A 22384-nucleotide genomic window follows, 5' to 3' on the forward strand; every position below is an offset into this window, starting at 1 on the left:
TAACAGCCGGCAAGGGTCAAAAATGACCACACCACCCGAACTTTCTGCAACAATGCGTATCTTTTTTAGATAAACGCTTTAACGCTTGATATAAACGTATGCGTCTAAAACTCCAGACTTCCACTGTTTTGCTCGCCCTGCTCGTTTTTACGGGCTGCAGCAACACCAAGAACCTGACTACAGAAACTGCTGCTGTTGGAGCAGCGCCGGCAACTGAAACAACAGCCCAACCTACAGCTGAAACGGCTGAAAAAGAGTCCATCTTCTGGGCCCGTCAGGAGAGCGCCCGCACCCGTTTTGTACAGGCTGATGTTGACTTCATGACCGGTATGATCGGCCACCACGCCCAGGCGTTGATTATGTCTGATCTCGCACCAAAAAATGGTGCCAGTGCTGAAATCCAGACCCTCGCGGCGCGTATTATAAATGCGCAGAAAGACGAAATTGCGCTCATGCAAACCTGGCTTCGGGACCGCGACCAGCCCGTACCCGAAGTGCATATCGACGGACTCAATCTTATGCTACATGGCATGGACAGTGACGGAGGACATGGGGGCCACGGCGGACACGGAGGAATGCACGACCATTCTGAAATGCCTGGCATGCTTTCTCCGGCACAGCTCGAAGAGTTGGCTGCAGCCAAAGGCACTGATTTTGACAAATTGTTTCTCAAGTACATGATCCAGCATCATGCAGGTGCCATTACCATGGTAGACGTGCTGTTTGCAACCGACGGCGCAGGCAATGACGAAGCCTCGTTCAAGCTCGCGGCTGATATCAATGTTGACCAAACCACGGAAATTGCGCGTATGCAGCTCATGCTCGATACACTGAATGCCATGGATACTGCCATGGAAGCAGACCAATAGTTAAAAAATATCCACCTACTATTTCGACTTTTTATCCCAACTAAAAGATAACTATGAAAGGCAATGCCAAACCGCAACGCTCGATGGCCAGCCACTTGTGGCCAGCCCTGCTTATAGCAGGTCTGTTTACCATCGCAGCATGCGCCCCTAAACCCATCGCAACCTCTTCCGAAGGCGAAGCGATGGCTGACGCAAAAATGGAAGAGTCCATGGACGCTATGAAAGCTGCCAAGGACAAAATGATGATGTCTAGAGAAGCGCCAAGCCCGGACCCACGCGTTGGACTCAGCGCCGGCCTCTTTGACGCTGGAGAAGCCGTATGGAATCTTGATCTGGTTTCTACAACCCCGCCGCCAGAGAACTTTGTTGGTGTAACCAACTCTGACCTCGCGTTCCTCGAAAATTATGTTATTCAGGGGAACTACAACGGCATCCAGATCTGGGACATCACAGATCCTAAAGCGCCAAGCCTGACAACAGAGTATGTTTGTCCAGCATCCCAGAGCGATGTATCGGTATATGAAAATCTGTTGTTTGTCTCTGGTGAAGGACTCGGTGGCCGGCTCGACTGTGGTACCCAGGGTGTTGAAGAAGCCATCAGCGGCGACCGCCTCCGTGGTATTCGCGTGTTCGACATTAGCGACATTTACAATCCTGAGTATATCACCAACGTTCAGACCTGCCGCGGCTCACACACGCACTCGCTGCTGAAAGACCCTGATGACGACGATAATGTCTACGTCTACGTTTCTGGTTCAGCACCTGTACGCCCGAATGAAGAATTGTCTGGTTGCTCTTCGGCTATGCCATCTGAAGACCCGAACTCTGCACTCTTCCGCATCGAAGTCATCAAAGTACCACTTGCCAACCCGGAGCAAGCTGCTATCGTGAGCTCTCCGCGTATTTTCAACGACCTCGTTGCCCCACCCGAGCACGGTCTCGCACCAGACGATATTGCAGCACTCGAAGCAGCACGCGCACGTGGTGCATTCATCATTGAATTTGGCGGTCAGGAACAGGTATTACCCGATCGTTTTGCATCCATGATGCTCAACGAGTACGTAACTTCGCAGGGCAAAGAAGGCCCGGCTAACGCAGCGGATAGCGCCGCATTTCGCGAAGCGCTGCCTGCAATTATTGCACAGCGATTTGGTATCAGCAATGATGAAGAGTCTGATGGTCCACGCCCTGGTCCAACCCAGTGCCATGACATCACGCTCTACCCTGCCATTGGCCTCGCTGGTGGTGCCTGTGAAGGATATGGTCTGCTCCTCGATATCTCTGACCCGGCCAATCCGGTTCGCATGGATGCTGTAGCTGACTCCAACTTCGCCTACTGGCACTCTGCTACCTTCAGCAACGACGGCAGCAAAATCCTGTTCACCGACGAATGGGGCGGTGGCGGCGGCCCGAAATGCCGCGCCAATGACCCGATGGAATGGGGTGCCAACGCACTGTTTACGCTCGAAAATGGTAAAATGGTATTCCAGAGCTACTTCAAATTGCCGGCTCCTCAGACTCCGCAGGAAAACTGTGTTGCCCACAACGGCTCACTCATTCCAGTTCCAGGACGCGACCTCTTTGTACAGTCGTGGTACCAGGGTGGCATTTCTATTATGGATTGGACCGACGTGAAAAACCCGATTGAAATTGCCTACCACGACCGCGGCCCGGTTGACCCCGACCGCATGGTTATGGGCGGCAGCTGGTCTGTGTACTGGTACAACGGCCTGATCGTTAACTCGGAAATTGCCCGTGGCCTCGACATTTTTGAGCTACTACCAAGTGGTCATATTTCTGAAAACGAAATTGCTGCAGCCAAATCGGTCACGCACAACTTCATGAATGCACAGGGACAGCCTATTTTTGAATGGCCAGCCACCTTTGCATTGGCCGGCGCTTATGTCGACCAGTTGGAGCGCTCTGATGGCCTCGCCATGGCTCGGGTCGCTGCGGTTCGCCAGGCGCTCTCAGCAGCTGAAGCCCTCTCTGGCAGCGCACGCAGTGCTGCGCTAAACAGACTCGCTTCTGAAGTTGACGGCAATGCTAGCGGTTCTTCTGACGCAGGCAAAGTAGAAATGCTTGCCGGCGCAATCCGCGCGCTTGCAGCCGCTGGCTGATCAAATAGATCTTCGTAAAAGTTAAAAGGCTCCTGTCTGCAAGATGCAGACAGGAGCCTTTTGCGTTTAGTATCGATTGCCGAGTGATGCTAATTAAGGGCTGAAAACATGATCTATGTGTTTTCGTATTTCCGTGCCTCTGTTTTGCACTATTCCGGCATACTACTCAGTCAGCGCGTCCCAGTCGGCTTCTGTTGCCGTTGACAACTGGGACTCCATCACCATCAGCCACACATCCTTTTTGACCAGTAGCGCCTCAAAGTTAATGTATTGCGCATTTTCAGCTTCGCCTTCCCTAGCTGACGCATACCTGAAAATCCCACGCGAGAAAGCGGTATCTTCGCCGACATACTCCGTTGCAAATCTGAACACAACAGAGGCAGTCATTTTGCCGGCTTTGGTATCATCAAACCCGGGCTTCCAGTTTGTGAGTGCCGTTGCAATGGGTACGCTGGATTGCGAGAAATCAGAGACCAGCACAGCGTCTTCATGGTAGAGGGCAGCATAGCCCTCAAAGTCACCTTCATTGACAGTACGCGATACCTCTGCCCAATAGGCATCAAGATCTTGAGCGCCGGCTGCGCCAACAGTGCACAACAGCAGCAAAGAAAAAAGAGCCGCTTTACATCGGGCTTGTAAAAAAGTCATGGGATGATACAATCTGGTTGAACTTCCGGCTTATTAAGATAGGAAAACCATCGCCCCCGTACCGAACATCTTTAACCACTGCCGTAAGCTCATGATCAGGCCTGTCTTTTTTCTCGCCACACTCCTCTTGTTTTTCATTCCTCATACCGGGTACACACAAGACGTGGTGATTAACGGCGTCACGCTCACTGACGCACAAGAACAAGCGCTCGAGAATCTATACAACGTCAAGCCATTGCCGGGTGAATACTGGTACGACACCAACAGCGGGCTATACGGTGTGATGGGACATCAAGCCTATGGGTTCATGTTTCCCGGTCACGATTTTGGGAAGCTGAGTCAGTATGCCTCACAAGGCAACACCCGCGTATTTGTCAACGGCCGCGAACTGCCGCAGCTGGAGTGGGTCATATGGAGTTACATGCTTGGCTATCCCATCCAGGTGGGCAACTACTGGCTGGATGACAAAGGCAACGCCGGCTATGTGGGCAACCCGCAGCCCGTACTCAACCTGTACCTGATTGCACAAAAAAACACCTACGGCGATAGCGGCGACAACTTCTGGTCCTCCCGTTTCAGCGCCGGAAACCACGATGGCAACGGACGCGGATATGTGAGCGTGCCCGGGTATGGGCCGGTGGGGTATGGGTTTTAGGGAATGTCGATTTTCGAGTGCCGAATGTCGAGTGGATGAGGAATGGCGTCATTCTTCAAATGTGTCATCCTGAGCCTTGCGAAGGATCTCTGCTAGATTGGCTCCGGTTTCAAAAGCAGAACACCGGATGCATTGACTTCAGTTCTTTGTTCATGAATACATACGACTATACACAAATTGAATTTCGGCGACTGCTTGAGGTGGAGCCGCGGGCAATTATCGACTTGATGAACGATCCGGATGTGAGACGCCACCTGCCCCTTGCACAGGGCCACTTTGGTCAAGAGGATTACAAGCGCTTTATTGCCGGCAAAGAGAAAATCTGGACCACCCATGGCTACGGCCCGTGGGCTTTTATGCTTGGGGATGAATTTGTGGGCTGGGGTGGTTTGCAGCCTGAAGACGGCGATGTAGATGTTGGCCTGATTCTTCGGAGGAAGCACTGGGGCGCCGGCCGGCTGCTCTATACACGAATTGTCGATCAAGCCTTCAACAACCTGGGTGTTGATTCCGTGATTGCCTTGTTGCCGCCCAGTAGAACCCGCGTAGCCGGCCTGCAGCGGCTTGGCTTCCAACGTGACAGCGAGTTTGTGATTGGCGACGCGCTGTTTCACCGCTACCGGCTAACACGCAAAGCCTATCTGCACACTACAAAGCGTAAGTAATCCTCCTGTACACCAGATCCGGGCGAAGATTTGCCACAAGGCGAATATTCACGGCAATAAACTATACAACTGTGCATTAAAGCCGGCAAACAGCTAGCTTAGGGACAACCACTGTTTCCCTGACCAGCTTGTTTTGCTTTATGTCCTTCGTCAGATACACCCTCGTTTTTCTGCTTTGCTTTGTTGCCGGCACCGCTGCGGCGCAAACCCACTCCCTCCAAAAATCTCCTGCGCTCAGCGAAGCTGCACCCAAAGCAGCCGGCATGTCGGCAGACCGACTGGCACATATTGACGCCATGGCAAAAGAGGCTGTCGATGCAGGCCATCTGCCGGGCGTAGTAGCCCTTGTAGCGCGGCACGGCAAAATTGTATTCTGGAAAGCGTATGGCAAAGCCGACAACGCAAGCAATCGGATGATGAAGCGTGATGATATTTTTCGCATTGCCTCGCAGACCAAAGCCATCACCTCAACCGCTGTTTTGATGTTGTGGGAAGAAGGACATTTTCAACTCGATGATCCGATCTCGAAATACATCCCCGAATTCAAGAACCCGCAGGTGCTATCGCGCTATCGGTACAGTGACACCACCTATACCACCGTGGATGCCGACAAAGAAATTACCATCCGCCACCTGCTCACCCACACCTCGGGGATTGGGTACGGCGTGATTGATGGGGACGAGCGGATGAAAATGATTTACAACAAAGCCGGCATCACCGACCTCTTTACTACAGAGTCCATTACCATCGAGGAAAGCGTCAAGAAGCTCGCAAAGCTGCCACTGCACCACAATCCAGGTGAGAAGTTCACCTACAGTGAAGGCCTAGATGTGCTCGGATATTTTATCGAAGTGATTTCTGGCCAACCGTTTGATGACTTTCTAAGAACACGCATCTTCGATCCGCTCGGCATGGATGACACCTGGTTCTATCTACCAGACAACAAAGCCGACCGGCTCGTATCCGTACAGCGTAAAGATAAAGACGGCGGCTGGGAGCAATATCCCATCACGTTTTACGACACCAACTACCCCATCACCGGCGCCCGCACCTTTTTCTCCGGTGGCGCGGGCCTGTCCAGTACCGCTAAAGACTACGCAACCTTTTTGCAGATGTACCTCAACGGTGGCGAACTCAATGGCACCCGTATCCTGAGTCGGAAGACCATTGAGTCAGCAATGAAAAACCAGGTGGGTGCGCTCAATGGGGAAAACGCTACAAGCGGAATCGGCCTGGCCTTTGGCGTAGTGAACGACAAAGGCGTCGCCCGCGGTGGTATTGGTAGCGCCGGCACGTTCGAGTGGGGCGGGTACTTCAACACGCAATACTTCGCGGACCCGGATGAACAGTTAATCGGCGTAATCCTGAAACAGACCCAGGGACCTGTGATGGATAACACCGGGTGGAAATTTCGATTATTTACCGGGCAGGCGATTGATGACTAAGAATCAGCTATCTGCTCCTCCCACGTCACCATGAGCCCCGCGAAGAGTCTGGACAAGCAGACCGGTTGCATCACCTCAAGGGCAATCAATACTCAGCCCCTGACCCCAACGTCATCTAATGATCAGCTACGTTGCTAATATGAAGTCACTATCTACCTATGCTTTATTGGCCACCCTGCTCCTAATTGCAGGCTGCCAGTCAGATGCAACAATATCCGACAAACCCCGCGTTGCGCTCATCATGAAGTCGCTGGCGAACGAATTCTTTGTGACGATGGCAGACGGTGCAAAGGCGCACCAGGTGGAGCATGCTGAGACGTATGACCTGGTTGTAAACGGCATCAAAAACGAAAGCGATCTCAGCCAACAGGTGGCGCTAGTCGAGCAGATGATTGCTACCGGTGTGGATGCTATCGTCATCGCGCCGGCTGACTCGCGGGCACTCGTGCCTGTGGCAAAGCGCGCGCAGCAAGCAGGGATTGTTGTGGTTAATATCGACAATAAATTTGATGCAGCGGTGCTTCAGGAAGCAGGTGTAACCATTCCGTTTGTAGGCCCTGACAACCGCGCTGGCGCACGCAGCGTAGGTGAAGCCCTTGCTAACGAACTCGAGGTGGGGGACGAGGTGGCAATCATTGGCGGGATCCCTACGGCCTTCAACGCGCAGCAGCGACAGCAAGGCTTTGAAGATGCTATGGCGGCTGCCGGCATCAACATCGTCAGCATTCAAAGCGGCGGCTGGGAGCAGGCGCAGGCCAATACGGTTGCCGCGGCATTGATCAACGAACACCCCAACCTGAAAGCCCTGCTTTGCAGCAACGACAACATGGCGCTGGGTGCAGCTTCTGCGCTGCGCCAGGCCGGCAAAGAAGATGTGCTCGTCGTAGGTTTTGATAACATTGCAGCCATCCAGGCCATGATCGAAAACGGCCGCGTACTCGCCACAGCAGATCAGCATGGCGACCTGCTTGCCGTATATGGTATCGAGGCGGCCTTGCAGATTCTGTCGGGTACCGTTTCGCCCGAAGATCGGCAAACACCTGTTGATCTTATCACCAGAAACACCCCATAGTCGAAGGTGGCAAACAAACCGCACTGGATTCGTTCGGCCACAGAATACGCCGGCCTGTTGGTAGTACTGGCAGGACTCATCGGCCTATTTGGCCTGCTGAGCGATCACTTTCTCTCCGCTATCACTTTCCGCACCCTTGCCAACCAAATCCCGCCACTGGTTGTTGTAGCGATTGGGATGACGTTTGTGCTTTCCATTGCCGGCATCGATTTGTCGGTGGGCTCGGTGCTGGCGTTAAGCAGTGCGGTGCTGGGTGTTTTACTCGTGCAGGCTGGCTGGCCGCTATGGCTCTGTATTTTCGCATGTATGGGCACCGGGCTACTCTGTGGTTTACTCAACGGATTTGTGTCTGAACACTGGCGCATTCCGTCATTCATCGTAACCCTCGGCATGCTCGAGATTGCGCGGGGTGGGGCCTACCTCACCACGGCATCACAGACCCAGTATGTCGGCGCTGCGATAGCCGGCATCGGCACACCTGGATTCCTTGGCCTCTCCCCGACTTTTTACATCGCGGTACTCCTTGTCATCATCGGGCAAGTGGTATTGAAACGCACTGTCTTTGGCCGCTACATGGTGGCTACGGGTTTAAATCCAGAGGCTGCCCGGTTGTCTGGGATCAACCTGAGCCAGGTACGCGTGGCTGTTTTTGCGATAGCCGGCTTGCTGTGCGGCATCGGCGGGGTTTTCCAGACGGCCTACCTGGAATCGGTTGATCCCAACGCCGGCATCGGGATGGAGCTTGCAGCCATCGCTGCGGTTGTGATAGGCGGCACCAGCCTCATGGGTGGACATGCTTCTGTAGTCAACAGCTTTATCGGCGTGCTGATCATTGCGGTGCTGCAAACCGGACTCGCCCAAATTGGCGCTGACGAGCCCACCAAGCGCATGGTCACGGGCGGCGTAATTGTGCTTGCAGTAATCGCCGACGCCTACCGCCAGCGCATGGCCGGCCAGCGGTTCAGCCTATGGAAACTGTTTCAGCGGCCTGACGCCAGCAAAGCTTAAACAAGTCAGTGCGACACACCTTTCTCTTCCTTACTTCGCATCAATCACAGTTGGGACTTGCCATACAAACTGTCCATCGTGCTTATAAACTTGTCCGCGTTTCATCACGAACGACACCGATCGCAAAGCATTGGGATCTTCGAGTGGATTTCCTGACATGGCAATAATATCGGCGTGTTTGCCGACGGCAAGCGTACCTTTGTCAGCTTCCCACCCCATAAGGGTTGCGCCATTGATCGTCATGATGCGCAGAAGGTCTGCGTTTGAGACGCCGGCATCCTGGAAGCTCTCGATAAACTTGATGGTCCGGGAGCCGCGTGTATAACCTTCGATATAGTCCGTTACATCAGCGCCAAAGGCAATAGACACGCCGGCGTTGTAGGCGCGACGAAGCCGATCAATGCGTTTATTGTATTCCTCTGCTGCGCGCGCATCGTCATACCCCGTGAAATAGCCGGAATAGTCAGAAGGAAAATCGGTACCCACGAGGAAAATGTCTTTTTCGCGCATCATTTCGAGGTCTCCTGCATCCAGTTCCCAGCCATGCTCCAGCGAGTTGACGCCGGCGGCGATCGCATTTTTAGCCCCCTGATTGGTAGCAACGTGTGCTGCAATTTTGACGCCCGCGCGGGTCACTTCATCGACCGCAAACTTGATATCCTCTACCGAATAGATGTAGGCGAAATCATCCACCACAATTTTGATCAGATCTGTGCCATAATGCAGGTTTTGCCGGATGGCTTTGCGCATTTCTTCGTTTGAGTCAGCAACCAGGTACTCCGGCTCAACCAGCTCAGGCAAATTTGACGGCAACTGAAACTGCCCGCCAAACGGAGAAATAATTCGCCCCACCGTCTGCATGTCTGGTCCGGGAATCCAACCCTCCCGAATAGACTGCTTCAGCGCAAGGTCACCGTAGTTGCCGCTGTTGCCCAAATCACGAATGGAGGTAAAACCGTGTTCAAGCAAAGATCTCGCGTTGGTTACGCCCTGGATAGCGCGGTACGCCGTGGATTCGATTACATTGGTAAAGAAAAACCGGCCAAAGTCGCGGCCTGGCTGCGTGGAAAGGGCGAGGTGGGTGTGCGACTCTACCATGCCAGGCATTATCACGGCATCTGACAAATCGATTACCTCCGCATCGCGTGGAATGTCCACGTCTGCACCCACCGCGACAATCCGCTCCCCTTCAATATGGATCACCTGATCGGAAAGCAATGTGCCAGACTCAATGTCTACCACGCCGCCGGCGCGAATATAGGTTGATTGCGCCTGCACCAGATTTGTAGAAAACGCGAGTAGAAAAAGGAGGTAAATAATGCGCATGGGAAACACTGAGTGGGAAGCCGTTTATGGTTTAGAATGCCTCAATAAACAGCTTTTAGGGCAATTTCTCCATTATCAAACATGTTGCGTTTTGCGCAAGGCGCGTGCTTTCCGTAATTTTTTGGTAGACGCCGGCTTACATCCGGTCCTATTTTGACAGCAATTTGTAAAAATCATAATGTATATAACCACTCGATGTAAACCATTTTCCAGCCTCATCATCCCTGTACTTCTTCTGTGTGGCCTTTTCATGACGGCATGTGACGGACAGGAAGACGAACCCACAGAATCGGTACCCAAGGTACGTGCATGGCAAATGGTGGCGTCAACTAATACCCCACAAGAGCGTCACGAGCACGCGTATGTTGAAGTCGATGACGCCTTTTATCTTGTTGGCGGACGGGGACAGCGCCCGGTGCAAAAATATGATCCGAATACCCAAACCTGGGAGAACCTGAGCGCACCACCCTTTCAAATGCACCATTTCCAGGCTGTGGGATACGATGGCAAAATTTATGTCATGGGCGCCTTTACAGATGGTTACCCGGATGAAAACCCCATCCCCAACATCTATATTTTCGACCCGGTAGCTGATACCTGGACCGCCGGCCCTGAAATACCGGCTGATCGCCGACGGGGTGCTGCCGGTGCCGTGGTGCATAACGATGAATTCTACATTGTCGCCGGCATCCAGAACGGCCACACCGACGGCCACGTTACCTGGCTCGACAAATACAACCCGGCTACCGATACATGGACCCAACTGGCTGATGCGCCACGGGCACGCGACCACTTCCAGGCCGTTGTGCTCGACGGCAAGCTGTACGCAACTGCCGGCCGGCGCAGCTCGTTTGCAACCAACGAAGTATTTCAACTAACCGAAGCTGCTGTGGATGTATACGATATCGCAAGTGATACCTGGACAACCCTGCCGGCAGTTGCCAACATCCCAACCGAGCGCGCCGGCACTGCTGCCGTTGCCCTTGATGGCAAAGTGGTAGTTCTCGGCGGCGAAAGTGGCAGACAGATTCCGGGCATGGAGCAAAGTCCACCACCAGCACATACAGAAGTTGAGGCTTACAACCCGGCTACCGGTAGCTGGGAAACGCTGCCGCCCATGCTTGAGGGCCGGCATGGTACACAGGCCATTGTGTATGATGATGCCGTTTACATTGCAGCCGGCTCCAGAACGCTCGGTGGTAATGAGATAAATTCACACGAAGTCTTTGCAGCCACGGCTGATAACGAGTAATCAGATGTGCGAGCAGCCGTATCTTTGAGTAACCTAAATGTAGATGATATGGCTGTGAAATCAAGAAAATCTAACAAGGTCTTGTTAGGCATCCGTTTGTTGATGCCCATCTTCGCCGTGTCTTTCCTCGTCTGGCAGATTACTTCCATGCAAGCCAGGAACGTGGATGATGCACTGCTGGAAAGCTCAGCGACTGTTACAACAACCCATATCGAAGAATACATCGAATTCAAACCGGCGACCGATACCCTCGGCGCCGGCTTGCTCTTTTATCCCGGTGCACTCGTTGATCCCGTGGCTTACGTCCCGATGGCCCGTGCTATTGCCGAGGCTGGCTTTGTGGTCCGTATCATCAAAGTCCCATACCGCATGGATCGGTTTCCCTGGCAACGGGAAGCCGTGAAGGAACGCACAGATGCTGCTGTTGCAGAACGCAATTGGGTGTTGGGTGGCCATTCACGAGGCGCCCGAATGGCGCTTGCCTACACTGTAGAAAACGAAGCAAAACTGTCTGGTTTGCTCCTGATTGGCTCTTCTCATCCACGGGAAGTCAGCCATGCAAACCTGGCGTTTCCTGTATTAAAGATATATGGTTCGCGAGATGGCTTGGCGAGTCCGGAAGAGGTTGAGCAATACAAACACAATTTGCCGGCGCATACCATCTGGCACCGCGTAGAAGGAGGCAACCACGCCCAATTTGCCTGGTATGGCAGCCAATTGGGAGATGACAGCGCAACCATTTCACGCGAAGCCCAACATCAGGCGACCGTAAATGTAATTGTCGAATTTCTAAACGCCATTCCGTAACCCACCAACGATAAACCCGCGCTTTTTCACGCTTTACATCGATGCTTAAAGTCCTCAAAGCCTGCCCTTGTATTGTTAGAAACAACCGTATTCTCGCGTTCAGGCATCCAACGGCTGGATTTCAGATACCAAAAGGAAGCGTGGAAGATTACGAGTCAATTGAGGAGGCAGTTCTCCGGGAATTGGCGGAGGAATCTGGTATAAGATCGGCCAGCATCGGGAGCAAGGTCGGTGAGCTTGATTGGCTGATTGAAGCCGGCACCACCAGCTTTGTGCAGGCTGAACACCAGGAGTGGCACATCTACCTGGTACACGCCGACCAACCCCTGCCCGAAGCCTGGACCCACAGCGCCATTGGCAGCGAAGCAGAACAAGGCCTTGACTTCGACTTTTTCTGGCAGCCGTTCAATCCGATACCCGAGCAGTTTGACCCGGTGTACCGTGAAGTGATCAGGATGGTTGAATCACACGTCAGCTAGCCCATGTCTGGCGCAGCAAAAATTGCAGTTGTTGGCCAGGGTATTATTGGTCTGAGTACTGCATCCAGGCTCATGGCAGATGGGCATGCGGTAGATATTTTCAGCAAAGACCCGTTTGAAGCCACAACGTCTATGGCGGCCGGCGCGTACTGGTGGCCCCACAAAGCATACCCACAGGAACGCGTCTCGGCATGGGCGGCATCTACCTATCGCCGGCTGGTAAAAGAAAGTACAAACCCCGCTTCTGGGGTGTTCATGGCGCCACATTTCCGGTTTTGCCTGGATCCCGATGATGGGGCCTATGCCCGCTACTTGCTAGATGACTGGGAGGCCATCGATGGTGCTGCGTACGGCCGGCCTTGCCCCGAAGCCTACAAAATGATGGTGCCCGTTATCGATGTACCCATCTATATGCCCCGGCTGCGCAACCAACTGATACAGGCCGGCGCAAAGTTGATTCAGGAAGAAATAGACCACCCGGACAGCCTCTTTCCTGCCTATGATTTGGTGGTCAACTGCACGGGTGTCTGGGCCTCAACCTTTGTAGATGATCCAACGGTCTACCCGATCAGAGGGCAGGCAGTCAGGCTCTCGCTCCCGCATAACCTGCAAGCCTCCACCCGCATTTTTCAGCACGACGACCAGTTCACGCTCATTTTACCGCGCACCTCAGATGTGATCCTCGGTGGCACAGCACAGGAAGGCAGCTGGGAGACCAGCCCCAGCGAACAAGACACCCAGACTATAGTTAATCGGTGCCGCGGCATCGTTCCGGAAATTGCGGACAGCGCCATACTGGGCACAACTGTTGGACTGCGCCCGGGCAGGAAAACCGTCCGACTAGAACGGACAAAGACAGCTGCCGGTAACCCGATCATCCACAACTACGGCCACGGTGGTGGCGGATTTACCATAGCCTGGGGTTGTGCAGAAGAGGTAGCCTTATTAATCCGGGCACAGGATTCAGCACAGACAGGCAAATAATCTGATCATTGAAAAAAGGTATATTGGCGCAGCATCTCGATTCGGTGCATAAGCATCTGCGTCTGCCTCAACAGTGAGACGCTAATATTCAATCATTCAGCAACACTACATGCGAGACGTATTCATCCATACACAGCCCATCCAACTCTATAAACTTTTAAAACTGGAAAGCCTGGTATCGAGCGGTGGGGAGGCAAAGATGGTTATTTCAGAGGGACTTGTCGAAGTCAATGGAGAAATAGAAACCCGGAAAAGAAAGCAGATTGTTGCCGGCGACGTGATTGTCTTTGGGGAAGAATCGATCAAAGTAAACCTTGATCAGCCCGACAACCAATCGTGAACACCGAGCACATTGAGCACGCCACCCGGCAATGGGTAAACAAAGTTGTCATCGACTTGAACCTCTGCCCATTTGCGCAAAAAGCGATGGCAGCAAAGCAGGTGCGCTTCTTTGTTACGGCAGCGCGCACGGAGGAGGCATTGCTGGAAGTACTCCAGCATGAATTGGCACTGTTGCAGCAAAATCCGGCCATCGAAACCAGTTTGCTCATTCACCCCGAAGCCCTGCGCAACTTCTCTGATTACAACCAGTTTCTGGATTATGCCGACGCGCTGCTCGTTGCAATGGACCTGGAAGGCATTTTTCAGATTGCAAGCTTCCACCCCGACTACCAGTTCAGCGACACACAACTGGAGGACGTTGAGAATTTCACCAACCGCTCGCCCTACCCGATGCTGCATGTACTGCGCGAGCAAAGCGTAGAAGCTGCTGTATGCAAACATCCGGCGCCTGAACAGATACCCGCGCAAAACATCAAACGTTTACGGCAACTTGGCAGCGCCCACATGCTGGCGCTTTTCGACAATTGCCGGAATTCCAAGATACCATAGCTATGCAATACGACGTAGATTCTCCCGCAGCCTATATGGATGCCCTCGCAGATGACTGGCGCCGGGTGAAGGTACAAATCCTGCGAGGCATCATTGAAAAAACTGCTCCCGGCCTGGAAGCCTGTATCAGTTACAAAATGCTTGGATTCAAAGATGACCAGGGCGTGATCTTTCATCTGAATGCGCAAAAAAACCACGTGAGTTTGTATGTAGGTGACGCTGCAAAAATAGACCCGAGTGGCGAGTTGTTGGCCGGCCTCAACCTGGGCAAAGGCTGTATCCGCTTCACAAAAACCAAAGCGATCCCTGAAGATCGTATGACACAGTTCATCGCCAAAGCAGTCGACATGTGGCAGGCTGGCGAAGATATCGGGTGTTAACGCGACACCCATTCACTCAATATTACTCAACATGACCTACACCAAGTACGCAGACCTGAACGATGCCGTAGTACTGATCACCGGTGGCGCCTCAGGTATCGGAAGAGATATCGCAGACGCCTTTGCAGCGCAATCCGCCCGGATTGGTATTCTGGATATCGACGAAGTAAACGGACAGGTTACCGAAGCAGCGTTAACAGCAGCCGGCTGCACGGCAAAGTTTGTTGCCTGCGACCTGCGCAACATCAGCGCGCTGGAAGCAGCAGTCGCAACGCTTGAGCAGGACCTCGGCGCCGCAACAGTATTGGTTAATAACGCAGCCCGTGATGACCGGCATGGATGGGAAGACGTCACAGAAGCCTATTACGATGAGCGCATAGCAACCAACCTCCGGCATATGTTTTTTGCTACGAAAGCTGTAGCACCGGGCATGATTGCAGCCGGCGGCGGCTCCATCATCAACATGGGATCCAACTCCTGGTGGGAAGCGGCCGGTGGCTTCCCGGTTTACACAACCGCAAAAGCCGCAATACACGGTATGACCCGGTCCTTTGCACGTGACCTTGGCAAACATCACATCCGCGTGAATACGGTTGTACCGGGTTGGATTATGACGGACCGGCAAAAAGAGCGCTGGGTTACCCCGGAGTCCCTTGCCCGACACCTTGAGCGGCAATGCCTGCCCACTCCTATCGACCCGCATTATGTGGCGAGGATGGTGCTTTTCCTGGCATCAGGTGACGCAGCCATGTGTACAGCTCAAAACTACATGGTCGACGCCGGCTCGATTTGAGTGCCGAATTAAGGATTTAAATGGTAGTCGCGAGAGCCCTCATGCCCAGCTTGACCAACGTCACGACCTCGACGGTCATACCCCAGCTTGTCCACCGTCACTCCCAGACCGTCATACCCAGCTTGACGGGACGAAGAGTCATGACGGTTGTGGTAAACGAATGAATGCGTACAGGCAACCCGGCAAGACAAAGCAGCAACACCATTTCAGGGCAAATCTGCTGCGCATAGAAACCAACACACCCATTCCCCTTACAACAAACAACGTCCTGTATCAGAACTGACGCAATGATCAAAGGCAGCCCGCTTTGCGTGCGCGACTGGTCGTCTTTGTTGTGTTCTCAAGCTCATGCATCTGGCCCGTCCCTCAATAGCCCTGTCTTGTAGTCTGTTGGCGCTCTTTTTCACGATGTGGATTCTCGTGCCGGCGCCATTGACCGTCATTTGGCTAGTCTCCGTTATTTCCAGCGAGTGGAGCCTCTTTTTTGGCTTACTTGCACTCATAGGTATTGTGCTTGGCTGGCTTGCAAACCGTAAACAACGGTCGCGGGCAGGCACCTTTGCAGCTGCCTGCGGGATGCTCGCCATGGTGTTCATGAGCTACCCCCTGGTCACCAGCCTCTCGGTAGCAGACAACAACGATGTTTCGCTGTCCCTAAAACGCTATGTTCTGGGCAGTGCGTACGAAAAAGCTGCAATCCAATCATATAGTTATACAGCAACCGCCACTGATACCTTCTTCCTCGACGCCTATCAGCCCAATGACGTGTCATCACATGTGCCCAAACCTGCGATTGTCGTGATCCACGGCGGTGGATGGAGCAGTGGAACGCGAAGTGATTTCCCACGCTGGAATCACTGGCTTGTCGAATCAGGCTATGTTGTGTTTGACATCGACTATCAGCTTGCTCCGCAACCCAATTGGCAGGCTGCTACTGCTAACGTACAAGACGCAGTTAAGTGGATCAAGGCGCATGCCGACAGCTTCAACGTTAACCCCAACAGCATTGCGCTCATGGGCCGCTCTGCCGGCGCACACCTCGCGTTGCTTGCCGGGTACACAGCTCGGCCAGAGGCACCTTACGACGCCCGTGTAGCCGCTATCGTCGGCTTCTATGGGCCAACAGATCTACGGTGGGGTTATGAGAATCCGGCTAACAGGCGCGTTATCGATGGTAAAGCCACCCTGCGAAGTTTTACCGGGGGGACACCCAACTACATTCCCGAGATTTACCAGCAGGCTTCACCTATACACCAGATCCGATCTGATGCACCGGCAACGTTTCTGGTACACGGCCGGCAGGATCAGTTGGTGCGCAGCCAGCACACGGCTAAACTCTACCGGAGGCTGCAATTAAGAAGCAGGGAGCCGGCTACCCACCAGGCCCTTTTCCTTCCTTATGCACAGCACGGGTTTGATTACAACTTTAACGGTTGGGGCTCACAGATCACACAGGCTTTGCTTACAACCCATCTCCAGCAGGCGCTCACGCCGCGTGTATCGCGCGCAGCACCAGCGCCCTGACCGGTGTAGGGAGCGGCAAGGCCAACGCTGCTTCGTGGCCTACAACAGACATTTTTTTCCAGGTCTTTTGTAAAATGCGAATTACCTTTTCTTCATCGTGTTTGCCGGCAAAGTCTGTAGCATAATGTTCAAGAAAAACGAGACACACAACGTCTTCCAGTGCCTGTACATCCGGTTCACTTTTCAATCCCCGCTTCTTCAGTAATCCCTGTACAGCGTCAATGGTCGCCGCGTCGTAGCCTACGCGTTCAAGCACTTGTGTTGCAGTTTGCGCGTGAAAACGTTTGAGTGCATTGCGCCATTTTTTATATCCCATACTCCCTGCTGCATAATCTGCCCGCGGGATTTTCCATCGTTGAATGTGCTGGCACCGCGCTGCAAGCTTAAGCGATACTGAAGCATCCGGTTGAAAGGCATCAAGACGTGCACTCATCCGCCTGGCATACACCAATTCTTTAGGATGTTGGGAGCCGGCTATGATTACCTGGTTGGGATCTTCAGCATTCAGGGCGTCAAACTGCGCAATCGCTTCCGCAAATTTACTCATCAGCGTATTTTTCCATGAAGGGGACAGAAAGATAACTATTTTGGCAACGCACTGCGTAGATGTATACCAGCAAGATTTGCTAAAGCATAAAAATTTATGGCTGCCCGAGAATTGATTTTAACTGCACACTGTGCAGACCGCGTTGGCCTTGTTGCATTCATGAGCAACTGGGTTTTTGAAAAAGGGGGCAACGTGCTGCACCTCGACCAGCATGTTGATGATGTTAGCCAGCGGTTTTTCATCCGCATCCACTGGCACATGGGCGAAGTAGATGCATTGCTTCCGCTGCAGTTCGAACAGGAGGTTGCAAAAGAACTGGATCTCGACTACCGCCTCTCTTTTACCGATACAACACCCCGGATGGCCCTCTTTGTCACCCGACTCGGGCATTGCCTGTGGGACCTGCTTTCGCGCTACGAATCAGGCGAACTAAAAGTGGATATTCCGCTCATCATCAGCAACCACGAGAAATTCCGTGGCCTTGCTGAACGGTTTGACATTCCTTACCACGTTTTCGAAATCACCAAAGAAAACAAAGCTGAGCAAGAAGCCAAAGAGTTGCAGGTACTGGCAGATCAAAAGGTGGATTTTATTGTACTGGCGCGCTACATGCAGGTCCTTTCAGATAACTTTGTGGACCAGTACCCCAATCGCATCATTAACATTCATCACTCTTTCCTACCAGCCTTTGCCGGCGCCAAACCCTACCACCGCGCTTACGACCGGGGCGTAAAACTGATCGGCGCCACCGCCCACTACGTGACTGCAGAACTGGACGAAGGACCCATTATCGAGCAGGATACCCTGCGCGTAAGCCACCGCGACAGCATCAAAGACCTGGTACGCACCGGGCGTGACCTGGAAAAAGTTGTGCTATCCCGCGCGGTACGGTTACACGTCAACAAACAGGTTGTCGTCTATGGCCGGCGCACGATGGTGTTTGATTGACGAGTTTGGCACACTGTCATCCTCAGCTTGACTGGGGATCCACAGGTATGGCAATCGCTATTAGATGCACACTGTAGACTTGTGCCATCCCGGTGGATGCCCAATCAAGTTGGGCAGGACGTGTGAGATGTAAATTCGACGCACGGAAAACCCACATCAATTACGCCCCAGCCCCGCGCAGCCTTTTCACACCCTTGTTGATCCAGATACCCAAATAGATAAACAGGGCAAGGATGAATACGAGGCCGTACTCAATCACCGGGATTCGGATGATCTCGTTTGCATCAATCGGCCGATCAGCATAGGAGAAAACCACGCCGGCGACAAACAAGGCAATGATGGACCAGCGCACTTTGGGGGACAGCCCCAATCCATACATCTGCGTCACCACGATCAGCGCTGCAAATCCCCAGAAAAACATCAGCCAGAACGGCTTGTCAAACCCACCGCGTACCTGCTGCTCGTAAGCGACGAGGGACCCATGAATTAACACGGCAGCTTCCTGCACAAACATCCAGTATTTGTTGACGTGCGCCCGCGTGAAAAACAGGCTGCTCTGCACCAGTAGCAGAAAAGTATAAAGAAATCCCACGAGGTGGCCAAAGGTGGCTTCCATGGGGTGATACCAAAACGTGTAGATAACTGCCCAGGAGAAAATGTACCCGTGATAATGCCGAATAATGGCGCCCGGGCGATTGAGGAATTTGATTTTCTTCCCAAAGAACAACCCCCGGCGCTGGTTCTCCATCAGCAGAATGAGCACAAGCATGAGGATGACAGCGCCCTGCGAGGTAGCCGTTCCGAGATCTTGCCCGAGGCCATCATACCACACCCACGTTTGCCCCAGGTGCAGGACACAGAAGAACGCGGTTGCACCAAGCGCCAGCACGTTGAACCCGTGTAATTTTTTGGTGTAGCCGGGTTTACTTTTTTGTGCATGGTAAATCAATGCCCAGATGGTTACCTGATGTAGCAGATAGCCGCCCCATCCGCTGGCGCGGCTCCAGAAATCCGGGTCGGGGAGTTTCCAGTAGTACCATTGTACGCCTTGATCAGGCAGGAAATCGATTTGGGGCATCCAGGGCCGAACCAACCAGATGAGCAACGTAAAGGCAAAGCTAAACCCGACACCCCACCACATGGCGCGGTTGCTGTCGATTGTGGAAGCTTCATTCCAACGCTGCGTTGCCGGCATGTGTGTACTTGGGGCGGTTAGTCAGGGTATGAGGTCATTAAGATAGGTAATCACATTTTGCTTTGCGTCCCGCTCTTCGCATCACGCACAGGTGTTTGCGAAGAAGCCAAGAATCAGGACACAGGAGCGTTTATCAGCTAAACCATCCCCAATTCCGTGCGATATAACCGGTAGATCACGAGGGATAAAATCATACGGAGATGCAGATGACCAATGCCATCGACACCTTTGATGCATCAATCGCTGCGTTTATGCGCCGGCATGGGATCCGCGCGCTGCGCATATCGCTCGGCATCATTTTTATCTGGTTTGGCATCCTTAAACCCTTTGGTATTTCCGCTGCCGCCCCACTCGTTGAATCTACCGTAAGTTGGATGCCGTTGCTCTCGCCGGCGGATTGGGTTAAGGTGATCGGATGGTGGGAAGTAGCCATCGGCGTGGCCTTTCTCTTCAAGCAAACCACCCGCATCGCAATTGGACTGATGGCCATGCAAATGGCCGGCACCTTCATGCCGCTGGTATTGCTGCCCGAAGTAACCTTCCAACCTGGCCGTATTCCCTATGGGCCAACGATGGAAGGACAGTACATCATCAAGAACCTGCTCATTATTTCAGCAGCACTGGTAATAGGAGGAACGGTACGCGGCAGCAAGAATAGCGATTAATCGCGCGGCTTGGTGCCGGCAAGCAATGCCAGTTCGCGCCATTTCCAGAAGCAGTCCACATCTTCAAACCCGATGTTACGTAGCCAGCCCAATTGGTCGTGGACGCTTGCGCAAATATTTGACGGATCGCCCTGATCTGCGGTTGTACCGAGCGCTATGTAAAAGTCCTCGTGCAGCTTCTGCGTTGGCGAGGCAACGTGTTCGAGGTTGCAAAACATGCCGCCAGGTTCGAGCCTGTCGTAAATTTCCCGATAGAGCGTCGCTTTCCGTTCATCCGACACGTGATGAATGGCAAAGCTTGATACAATGGCACTACAAGGCGGGCCCGCCGGCAACAGCTCCAGGACAACCTGCTCGCCTTCATGGCGATGTGGGATACCATCTGCATTTTGCAGATACGCATTGGCGTGTGCGGCTGTCAGGTACTCATTAGCTGCAGACATCTATAACCTCTGATACGGATTTATATGGATCTTCTGATTTCAAAAGCGAGCAAACTCGTCGGTGAATTTCAGCTCTACAATGAATGGACCATGGCCGCTGCGGTTGGGTGTGCCCTGGAAACGGCTGGTGGCAACATCTACACTGGCATAAACATCGACCTCATGTGCGGGGTGGGATTTTGCGCAGAGCACGCTGCAGTAGCTGAAATGCTCAAACATCGAGAAACACACATCAGCAAAATTGTAGCAGTAACCAGTGAGGGGGTAGTCCCGCCGTGTGGCCGCTGCCGGGAAATGCTGCTTCAGGTTAACCGTAAAAACGTGGCAACGGAGGTGGCTGTAGAAAAAGACACCATCGTTCGCCTCTCCGACATCATGCCCTATCACTGGCTTAACACCTAACCGCGCACTTTTTCCGTTTGGGCACGGTAGTTCAAGTAAAATGCCAGGACATGCAGCAAGCAACCCAGCGCAATGGCATAAACACCGGGCCCGCTAAAAGGACGCTGTAATTCATCAAGCCAGGGTTCATTAAAAAAACCAAGCATGAACAGGATGGGTGCCAAAGCTACGAGGGTAGAACCCACCCGTTGCAGTGCACGCAAACTTTTCTTTGGATAAATCCAGTAGTGCACACCGAGCGCAATGTTGACCAGCGCTGACAACAAAATATAAATGTGGGCTGACCTGAAGAGAAGTTTCTGCGACTCCTCCATGCCATCCAGTCCATTGTATGCAAAATGCATATAGGCACCCGTGGCAACAAACACCATTGCCATCACAATACCGAGAATTCGATGCAAATTACCAACATCGACTGCGTCTTTATCTACCATAATTTGATACCTGCAAGCAATCTTGTCTTGCGAAGCTACAAACCTGCAGCCTGTCTCAGCTTACGCCACGTCTGGTGGTACTTCTCCAGGCGGTCACGATCTCTTGGCTGAAATCGATCCAGGCGTCGAACATCCATGTTGTGTTCGAGGTCTGCCAGCTTCACGCGAAGTGCAATGGGGTGGGCTTGCACGCGATCTATGTACGCTTTGTATGTTTCATCGGAACGGCGGGTCATGGCATCTACACCGGCAATTACGGCCGGCGCAAATCCTGCTATTGCCAGGTCGTCCAGCGTAAACGCGGAGTCTTCAACCACATCATGCAACACAGCAACCATCTGGCATTCAATCTCCTCAAATTGCTGCATGAGCCACAGGGGGTGCAAGATGTAGGGCTGTCCAGATTTATCCGTCTGACCTACATGCGCCTGCGCCGCAATTTCTATCGCTTTTTCCAGGGTTGCCATATTTGCTTCAGCAATCCATGTCGCATATTCCTTTCCAAGAGTATACGAAAGGGCGTGGTAGCATTTGGTTACATGAGGCTTAACAAGGAGGATCTTCTGGAAATCTTCAGAATTTTGGCGTTTCTTCCTGTAAAACCTTCGCAAAGAGCGTCGCTGATGTAGACACACGGCAGGTGCGTTGGCATAAATACTCGAAAATGGCACCATAACCTGTGCGCTGCAGCTCCCTTTTAAAATGAGAAATATTGTGTATGTTTAGCAGTAGCTAAAACAATAGAACTCCGATTTACCATGACTAAGTATGCTTTGCTGACCGTGCTACTCTTGACCCTTTGTGCATGTGCAAGTGATTCTACCCCACCAGA

26 protein-coding genes are annotated in these 22384 nt (G+C 52.9%); 19 read left to right on the forward strand and 7 right to left on the reverse strand.

Annotated elements, in window-relative coordinates; all coding sequences use genetic code 11:
- The first annotated feature begins 98 nt into the window (after positions 1-98).
- Together AAF564_07385 and AAF564_07390 are read left to right on the forward strand one after the other, a co-directional pair.
- Complete coding sequence (locus tag AAF564_07385) at positions 99-869, forward strand: DUF305 domain-containing protein (protein MEM8485356.1); 771 nt, start codon at positions 99-101, stop codon at positions 867-869.
- A 53-nt stretch (positions 870-922) separates the two neighbouring features.
- Positions 923-2989, forward strand: a complete 2067-nt coding sequence (locus tag AAF564_07390) for a hypothetical protein (protein ID MEM8485357.1) — start codon at positions 923-925, stop codon at positions 2987-2989.
- A 162-nt stretch (positions 2990-3151) separates the two neighbouring features.
- On the opposite strand, the gene AAF564_07395 is transcribed toward AAF564_07390, so the two are convergent.
- Positions 3152-3637 carry a hypothetical protein gene (locus tag AAF564_07395; protein MEM8485358.1) on the reverse strand — a complete coding sequence of 162 codons (486 nt, stop codon included), beginning with the start codon at positions 3635-3637 and terminating at the stop codon, positions 3152-3154.
- Positions 3638-3728: 91 nt separating this feature from the next.
- Between AAF564_07395 and AAF564_07400 the strand changes: the two genes are divergently transcribed.
- From AAF564_07400 to AAF564_07420, 5 genes are all read left to right on the forward strand, one after another.
- Positions 3729-4292, forward strand: coding sequence for a hypothetical protein (locus AAF564_07400; GenBank protein ID MEM8485359.1), 564 nt, complete (start codon positions 3729-3731; stop codon positions 4290-4292).
- 152 nt (positions 4293-4444) lie between these two features.
- Positions 4445-4957 carry a GNAT family N-acetyltransferase gene (locus tag AAF564_07405; protein MEM8485360.1) on the forward strand — a complete coding sequence of 171 codons (513 nt, stop codon included), beginning with the start codon at positions 4445-4447 and terminating at the stop codon, positions 4955-4957.
- Between the two features lie 140 nt (positions 4958-5097).
- Positions 5098-6402 carry a serine hydrolase domain-containing protein gene (locus tag AAF564_07410; protein MEM8485361.1) on the forward strand — a complete coding sequence of 435 codons (1305 nt, stop codon included), beginning with the start codon at positions 5098-5100 and terminating at the stop codon, positions 6400-6402.
- A gap of 139 nt (positions 6403-6541) precedes the next feature.
- Positions 6542-7474 carry a sugar ABC transporter substrate-binding protein gene (locus AAF564_07415; protein ID MEM8485362.1) on the forward strand — a complete coding sequence of 311 codons (933 nt, stop codon included), beginning with the start codon at positions 6542-6544 and terminating at the stop codon, positions 7472-7474.
- Between the two features lie 6 nt (positions 7475-7480).
- Complete coding sequence (locus AAF564_07420) at positions 7481-8482, forward strand: ABC transporter permease (GenBank protein MEM8485363.1); 1002 nt, start codon at positions 7481-7483, stop codon at positions 8480-8482.
- A gap of 30 nt (positions 8483-8512) precedes the next feature.
- Here the strand turns inward: AAF564_07420 and AAF564_07425 are convergent, their stop codons facing one another.
- Entirely contained in the window at positions 8513-9808 is a 1296-nt protein-coding gene (locus AAF564_07425) for an amidohydrolase family protein (GenBank protein MEM8485364.1), read from the reverse strand.
- A gap of 250 nt (positions 9809-10058) precedes the next feature.
- Here AAF564_07425 and AAF564_07430 point away from each other — a divergent pair, with 250 nt between their 5' ends.
- The 9 genes from AAF564_07430 (at position 10059) to AAF564_07470 (ending at position 16918) form a co-directional block, all read left to right on the forward strand.
- On the forward strand, positions 10059-11060 hold the full coding sequence (locus AAF564_07430; protein ID MEM8485365.1) for a hypothetical protein: 1002 nt from the start codon (positions 10059-10061) through the stop codon (positions 11058-11060).
- Positions 11061-11108: 48 nt separating this feature from the next.
- Positions 11109-11867 (forward strand): alpha/beta family hydrolase, encoded by a 759-nt coding sequence (locus tag AAF564_07435; GenBank protein ID MEM8485366.1) that lies wholly within the window; start codon positions 11109-11111, stop codon positions 11865-11867.
- 41 nt (positions 11868-11908) lie between these two features.
- Entirely contained in the window at positions 11909-12346 is a 438-nt protein-coding gene (locus AAF564_07440) for an NUDIX domain-containing protein (protein ID MEM8485367.1), read from the forward strand.
- A gap of 3 nt (positions 12347-12349) precedes the next feature.
- Positions 12350-13330 carry an FAD-dependent oxidoreductase gene (locus AAF564_07445; protein MEM8485368.1) on the forward strand — a complete coding sequence of 327 codons (981 nt, stop codon included), beginning with the start codon at positions 12350-12352 and terminating at the stop codon, positions 13328-13330.
- 109 nt (positions 13331-13439) lie between these two features.
- Entirely contained in the window at positions 13440-13670 is a 231-nt protein-coding gene (locus AAF564_07450) for an RNA-binding S4 domain-containing protein (protein MEM8485369.1), read from the forward strand.
- The gene (locus tag AAF564_07455) at positions 13667-14221 is read left to right on the forward strand and encodes a DUF1415 domain-containing protein (protein MEM8485370.1); all 555 of its coding nucleotides are present in this window, start codon (positions 13667-13669) and stop codon (positions 14219-14221) included. The genes AAF564_07450 and AAF564_07455 overlap by 4 nt, the downstream gene beginning before the upstream one ends.
- A gap of 2 nt (positions 14222-14223) precedes the next feature.
- Positions 14224-14601, forward strand: a complete 378-nt coding sequence (locus AAF564_07460) for a DUF1801 domain-containing protein (protein MEM8485371.1) — start codon at positions 14224-14226, stop codon at positions 14599-14601.
- A gap of 31 nt (positions 14602-14632) precedes the next feature.
- The gene (locus AAF564_07465) at positions 14633-15394 is read left to right on the forward strand and encodes an SDR family oxidoreductase (protein MEM8485372.1); all 762 of its coding nucleotides are present in this window, start codon (positions 14633-14635) and stop codon (positions 15392-15394) included.
- 348 nt (positions 15395-15742) lie between these two features.
- Positions 15743-16918, forward strand: a complete 1176-nt coding sequence (locus AAF564_07470) for an alpha/beta hydrolase (protein ID MEM8485373.1) — start codon at positions 15743-15745, stop codon at positions 16916-16918.
- On the opposite strand, the gene AAF564_07475 is transcribed toward AAF564_07470, so the two are convergent.
- The gene (locus tag AAF564_07475; protein MEM8485374.1) at positions 16881-17465 is read right to left on the reverse strand and encodes a DUF4202 domain-containing protein; all 585 of its coding nucleotides are present in this window, start codon (positions 17463-17465) and stop codon (positions 16881-16883) included. The two genes, AAF564_07470 and AAF564_07475, sit on opposite strands and share 38 nt — an antisense overlap.
- A gap of 96 nt (positions 17466-17561) precedes the next feature.
- On the opposite strand from AAF564_07475, the gene purU reads away from it, so the two are divergent.
- Positions 17562-18413: a formyltetrahydrofolate deformylase gene (purU, locus tag AAF564_07480; protein ID MEM8485375.1), complete on the forward strand. Its 852-nt coding sequence runs from the start codon at positions 17562-17564 to the stop codon at positions 18411-18413.
- 160 nt (positions 18414-18573) lie between these two features.
- Here the strand turns inward: purU and AAF564_07485 are convergent, their stop codons facing one another.
- Positions 18574-19608 (reverse strand): hypothetical protein, encoded by a 1035-nt coding sequence (locus tag AAF564_07485; GenBank protein MEM8485376.1) that lies wholly within the window; start codon positions 19606-19608, stop codon positions 18574-18576.
- 206 nt (positions 19609-19814) lie between these two features.
- On the opposite strand from AAF564_07485, the gene AAF564_07490 reads away from it, so the two are divergent.
- Positions 19815-20273: a hypothetical protein gene (locus AAF564_07490; protein MEM8485377.1), complete on the forward strand. Its 459-nt coding sequence runs from the start codon at positions 19815-19817 to the stop codon at positions 20271-20273.
- Here the strand turns inward: AAF564_07490 and AAF564_07495 are convergent.
- The gene (locus AAF564_07495) at positions 20270-20716 is read right to left on the reverse strand and encodes a class I SAM-dependent methyltransferase (GenBank protein ID MEM8485378.1); all 447 of its coding nucleotides are present in this window, start codon (positions 20714-20716) and stop codon (positions 20270-20272) included. The genes AAF564_07490 and AAF564_07495 overlap by 4 nt on opposite strands.
- A 24-nt stretch (positions 20717-20740) precedes the next feature.
- On the opposite strand from AAF564_07495, the gene AAF564_07500 reads away from it, so the two are divergent.
- Positions 20741-21118, forward strand: coding sequence for a cytidine deaminase (locus tag AAF564_07500; GenBank protein MEM8485379.1), 378 nt, complete (start codon positions 20741-20743; stop codon positions 21116-21118).
- On the opposite strand, the gene AAF564_07505 is transcribed toward AAF564_07500, so the two are convergent.
- The gene (locus tag AAF564_07505; protein MEM8485380.1) at positions 21115-21552 is read right to left on the reverse strand and encodes a hypothetical protein; all 438 of its coding nucleotides are present in this window, start codon (positions 21550-21552) and stop codon (positions 21115-21117) included. The genes AAF564_07500 and AAF564_07505 overlap by 4 nt on opposite strands.
- A 35-nt stretch (positions 21553-21587) precedes the next feature.
- A complete protein-coding gene (locus AAF564_07510) occupies positions 21588-22019 on the reverse strand; it encodes a GTP pyrophosphokinase (GenBank protein MEM8485381.1) in 432 nt (143 codons plus the stop codon).
- Positions 22020-22384: the final 365 nt, after the last annotated feature.

It is taken from the genome of Bacteroidota bacterium, assembly GCA_039111535.1.
Lineage (GTDB): Bacteria > Bacteroidota > Rhodothermia > Rhodothermales > JAHQVL01 > JBCCIM01.

What these genes read in the sequence shown, in the direction of transcription:
- AAF564_07385 (MEM8485356.1), top strand. Translation starts at nt 99, where the DNA reads ATGCGTCTAAAACTCCAGACTTCCACTGTTTTGCTCGCCCTGCTCGTT.
- AAF564_07390 (MEM8485357.1), top strand. Translation starts at nt 923, where the DNA reads ATGAAAGGCAATGCCAAACCGCAACGCTCGATGGCCAGCCACTTGTGG.
- AAF564_07395 (MEM8485358.1), bottom strand. Translation starts at nt 3,637, where the DNA reads ATGACTTTTTTACAAGCCCGATGTAAAGCGGCTCTTTTTTCTTTGCTG.
- AAF564_07400 (MEM8485359.1), top strand. Translation starts at nt 3,729, where the DNA reads ATGATCAGGCCTGTCTTTTTTCTCGCCACACTCCTCTTGTTTTTCATT.
- AAF564_07405 (MEM8485360.1), top strand. Translation starts at nt 4,445, where the DNA reads ATGAATACATACGACTATACACAAATTGAATTTCGGCGACTGCTTGAG.
- AAF564_07410 (MEM8485361.1), top strand. Translation starts at nt 5,098, where the DNA reads ATGTCCTTCGTCAGATACACCCTCGTTTTTCTGCTTTGCTTTGTTGCC.
- AAF564_07415 (MEM8485362.1), top strand. Translation starts at nt 6,542, where the DNA reads ATGAAGTCACTATCTACCTATGCTTTATTGGCCACCCTGCTCCTAATT.
- AAF564_07425 (MEM8485364.1), bottom strand. Translation starts at nt 9,808, where the DNA reads ATGCGCATTATTTACCTCCTTTTTCTACTCGCGTTTTCTACAAATCTG.
- AAF564_07430 (MEM8485365.1), top strand. Translation starts at nt 10,059, where the DNA reads ATGACGGCATGTGACGGACAGGAAGACGAACCCACAGAATCGGTACCC.
- AAF564_07435 (MEM8485366.1), top strand. Translation starts at nt 11,109, where the DNA reads ATGGCTGTGAAATCAAGAAAATCTAACAAGGTCTTGTTAGGCATCCGT.
- AAF564_07440 (MEM8485367.1), top strand. Translation starts at nt 11,909, where the DNA reads ATGCTTAAAGTCCTCAAAGCCTGCCCTTGTATTGTTAGAAACAACCGT.
- AAF564_07445 (MEM8485368.1), top strand. Translation starts at nt 12,350, where the DNA reads ATGTCTGGCGCAGCAAAAATTGCAGTTGTTGGCCAGGGTATTATTGGT.
- AAF564_07450 (MEM8485369.1), top strand. Translation starts at nt 13,440, where the DNA reads ATGCGAGACGTATTCATCCATACACAGCCCATCCAACTCTATAAACTT.
- AAF564_07460 (MEM8485371.1), top strand. Translation starts at nt 14,224, where the DNA reads ATGCAATACGACGTAGATTCTCCCGCAGCCTATATGGATGCCCTCGCA.
- AAF564_07465 (MEM8485372.1), top strand. Translation starts at nt 14,633, where the DNA reads ATGACCTACACCAAGTACGCAGACCTGAACGATGCCGTAGTACTGATC.
- AAF564_07470 (MEM8485373.1), top strand. Translation starts at nt 15,743, where the DNA reads ATGCATCTGGCCCGTCCCTCAATAGCCCTGTCTTGTAGTCTGTTGGCG.
- AAF564_07475 (MEM8485374.1), bottom strand. Translation starts at nt 17,465, where the DNA reads ATGAGTAAATTTGCGGAAGCGATTGCGCAGTTTGACGCCCTGAATGCT.
- purU (MEM8485375.1), top strand. Translation starts at nt 17,562, where the DNA reads ATGGCTGCCCGAGAATTGATTTTAACTGCACACTGTGCAGACCGCGTT.
- AAF564_07485 (MEM8485376.1), bottom strand. Translation starts at nt 19,608, where the DNA reads ATGCCGGCAACGCAGCGTTGGAATGAAGCTTCCACAATCGACAGCAAC.
- AAF564_07490 (MEM8485377.1), top strand. Translation starts at nt 19,815, where the DNA reads ATGACCAATGCCATCGACACCTTTGATGCATCAATCGCTGCGTTTATG.
- AAF564_07495 (MEM8485378.1), bottom strand. Translation starts at nt 20,716, where the DNA reads ATGTCTGCAGCTAATGAGTACCTGACAGCCGCACACGCCAATGCGTAT.
- AAF564_07500 (MEM8485379.1), top strand. Translation starts at nt 20,741, where the DNA reads ATGGATCTTCTGATTTCAAAAGCGAGCAAACTCGTCGGTGAATTTCAG.
- AAF564_07505 (MEM8485380.1), bottom strand. Translation starts at nt 21,552, where the DNA reads ATGGTAGATAAAGACGCAGTCGATGTTGGTAATTTGCATCGAATTCTC.
- AAF564_07510 (MEM8485381.1), bottom strand. Translation starts at nt 22,019, where the DNA reads ATGGCAACCCTGGAAAAAGCGATAGAAATTGCGGCGCAGGCGCATGTA.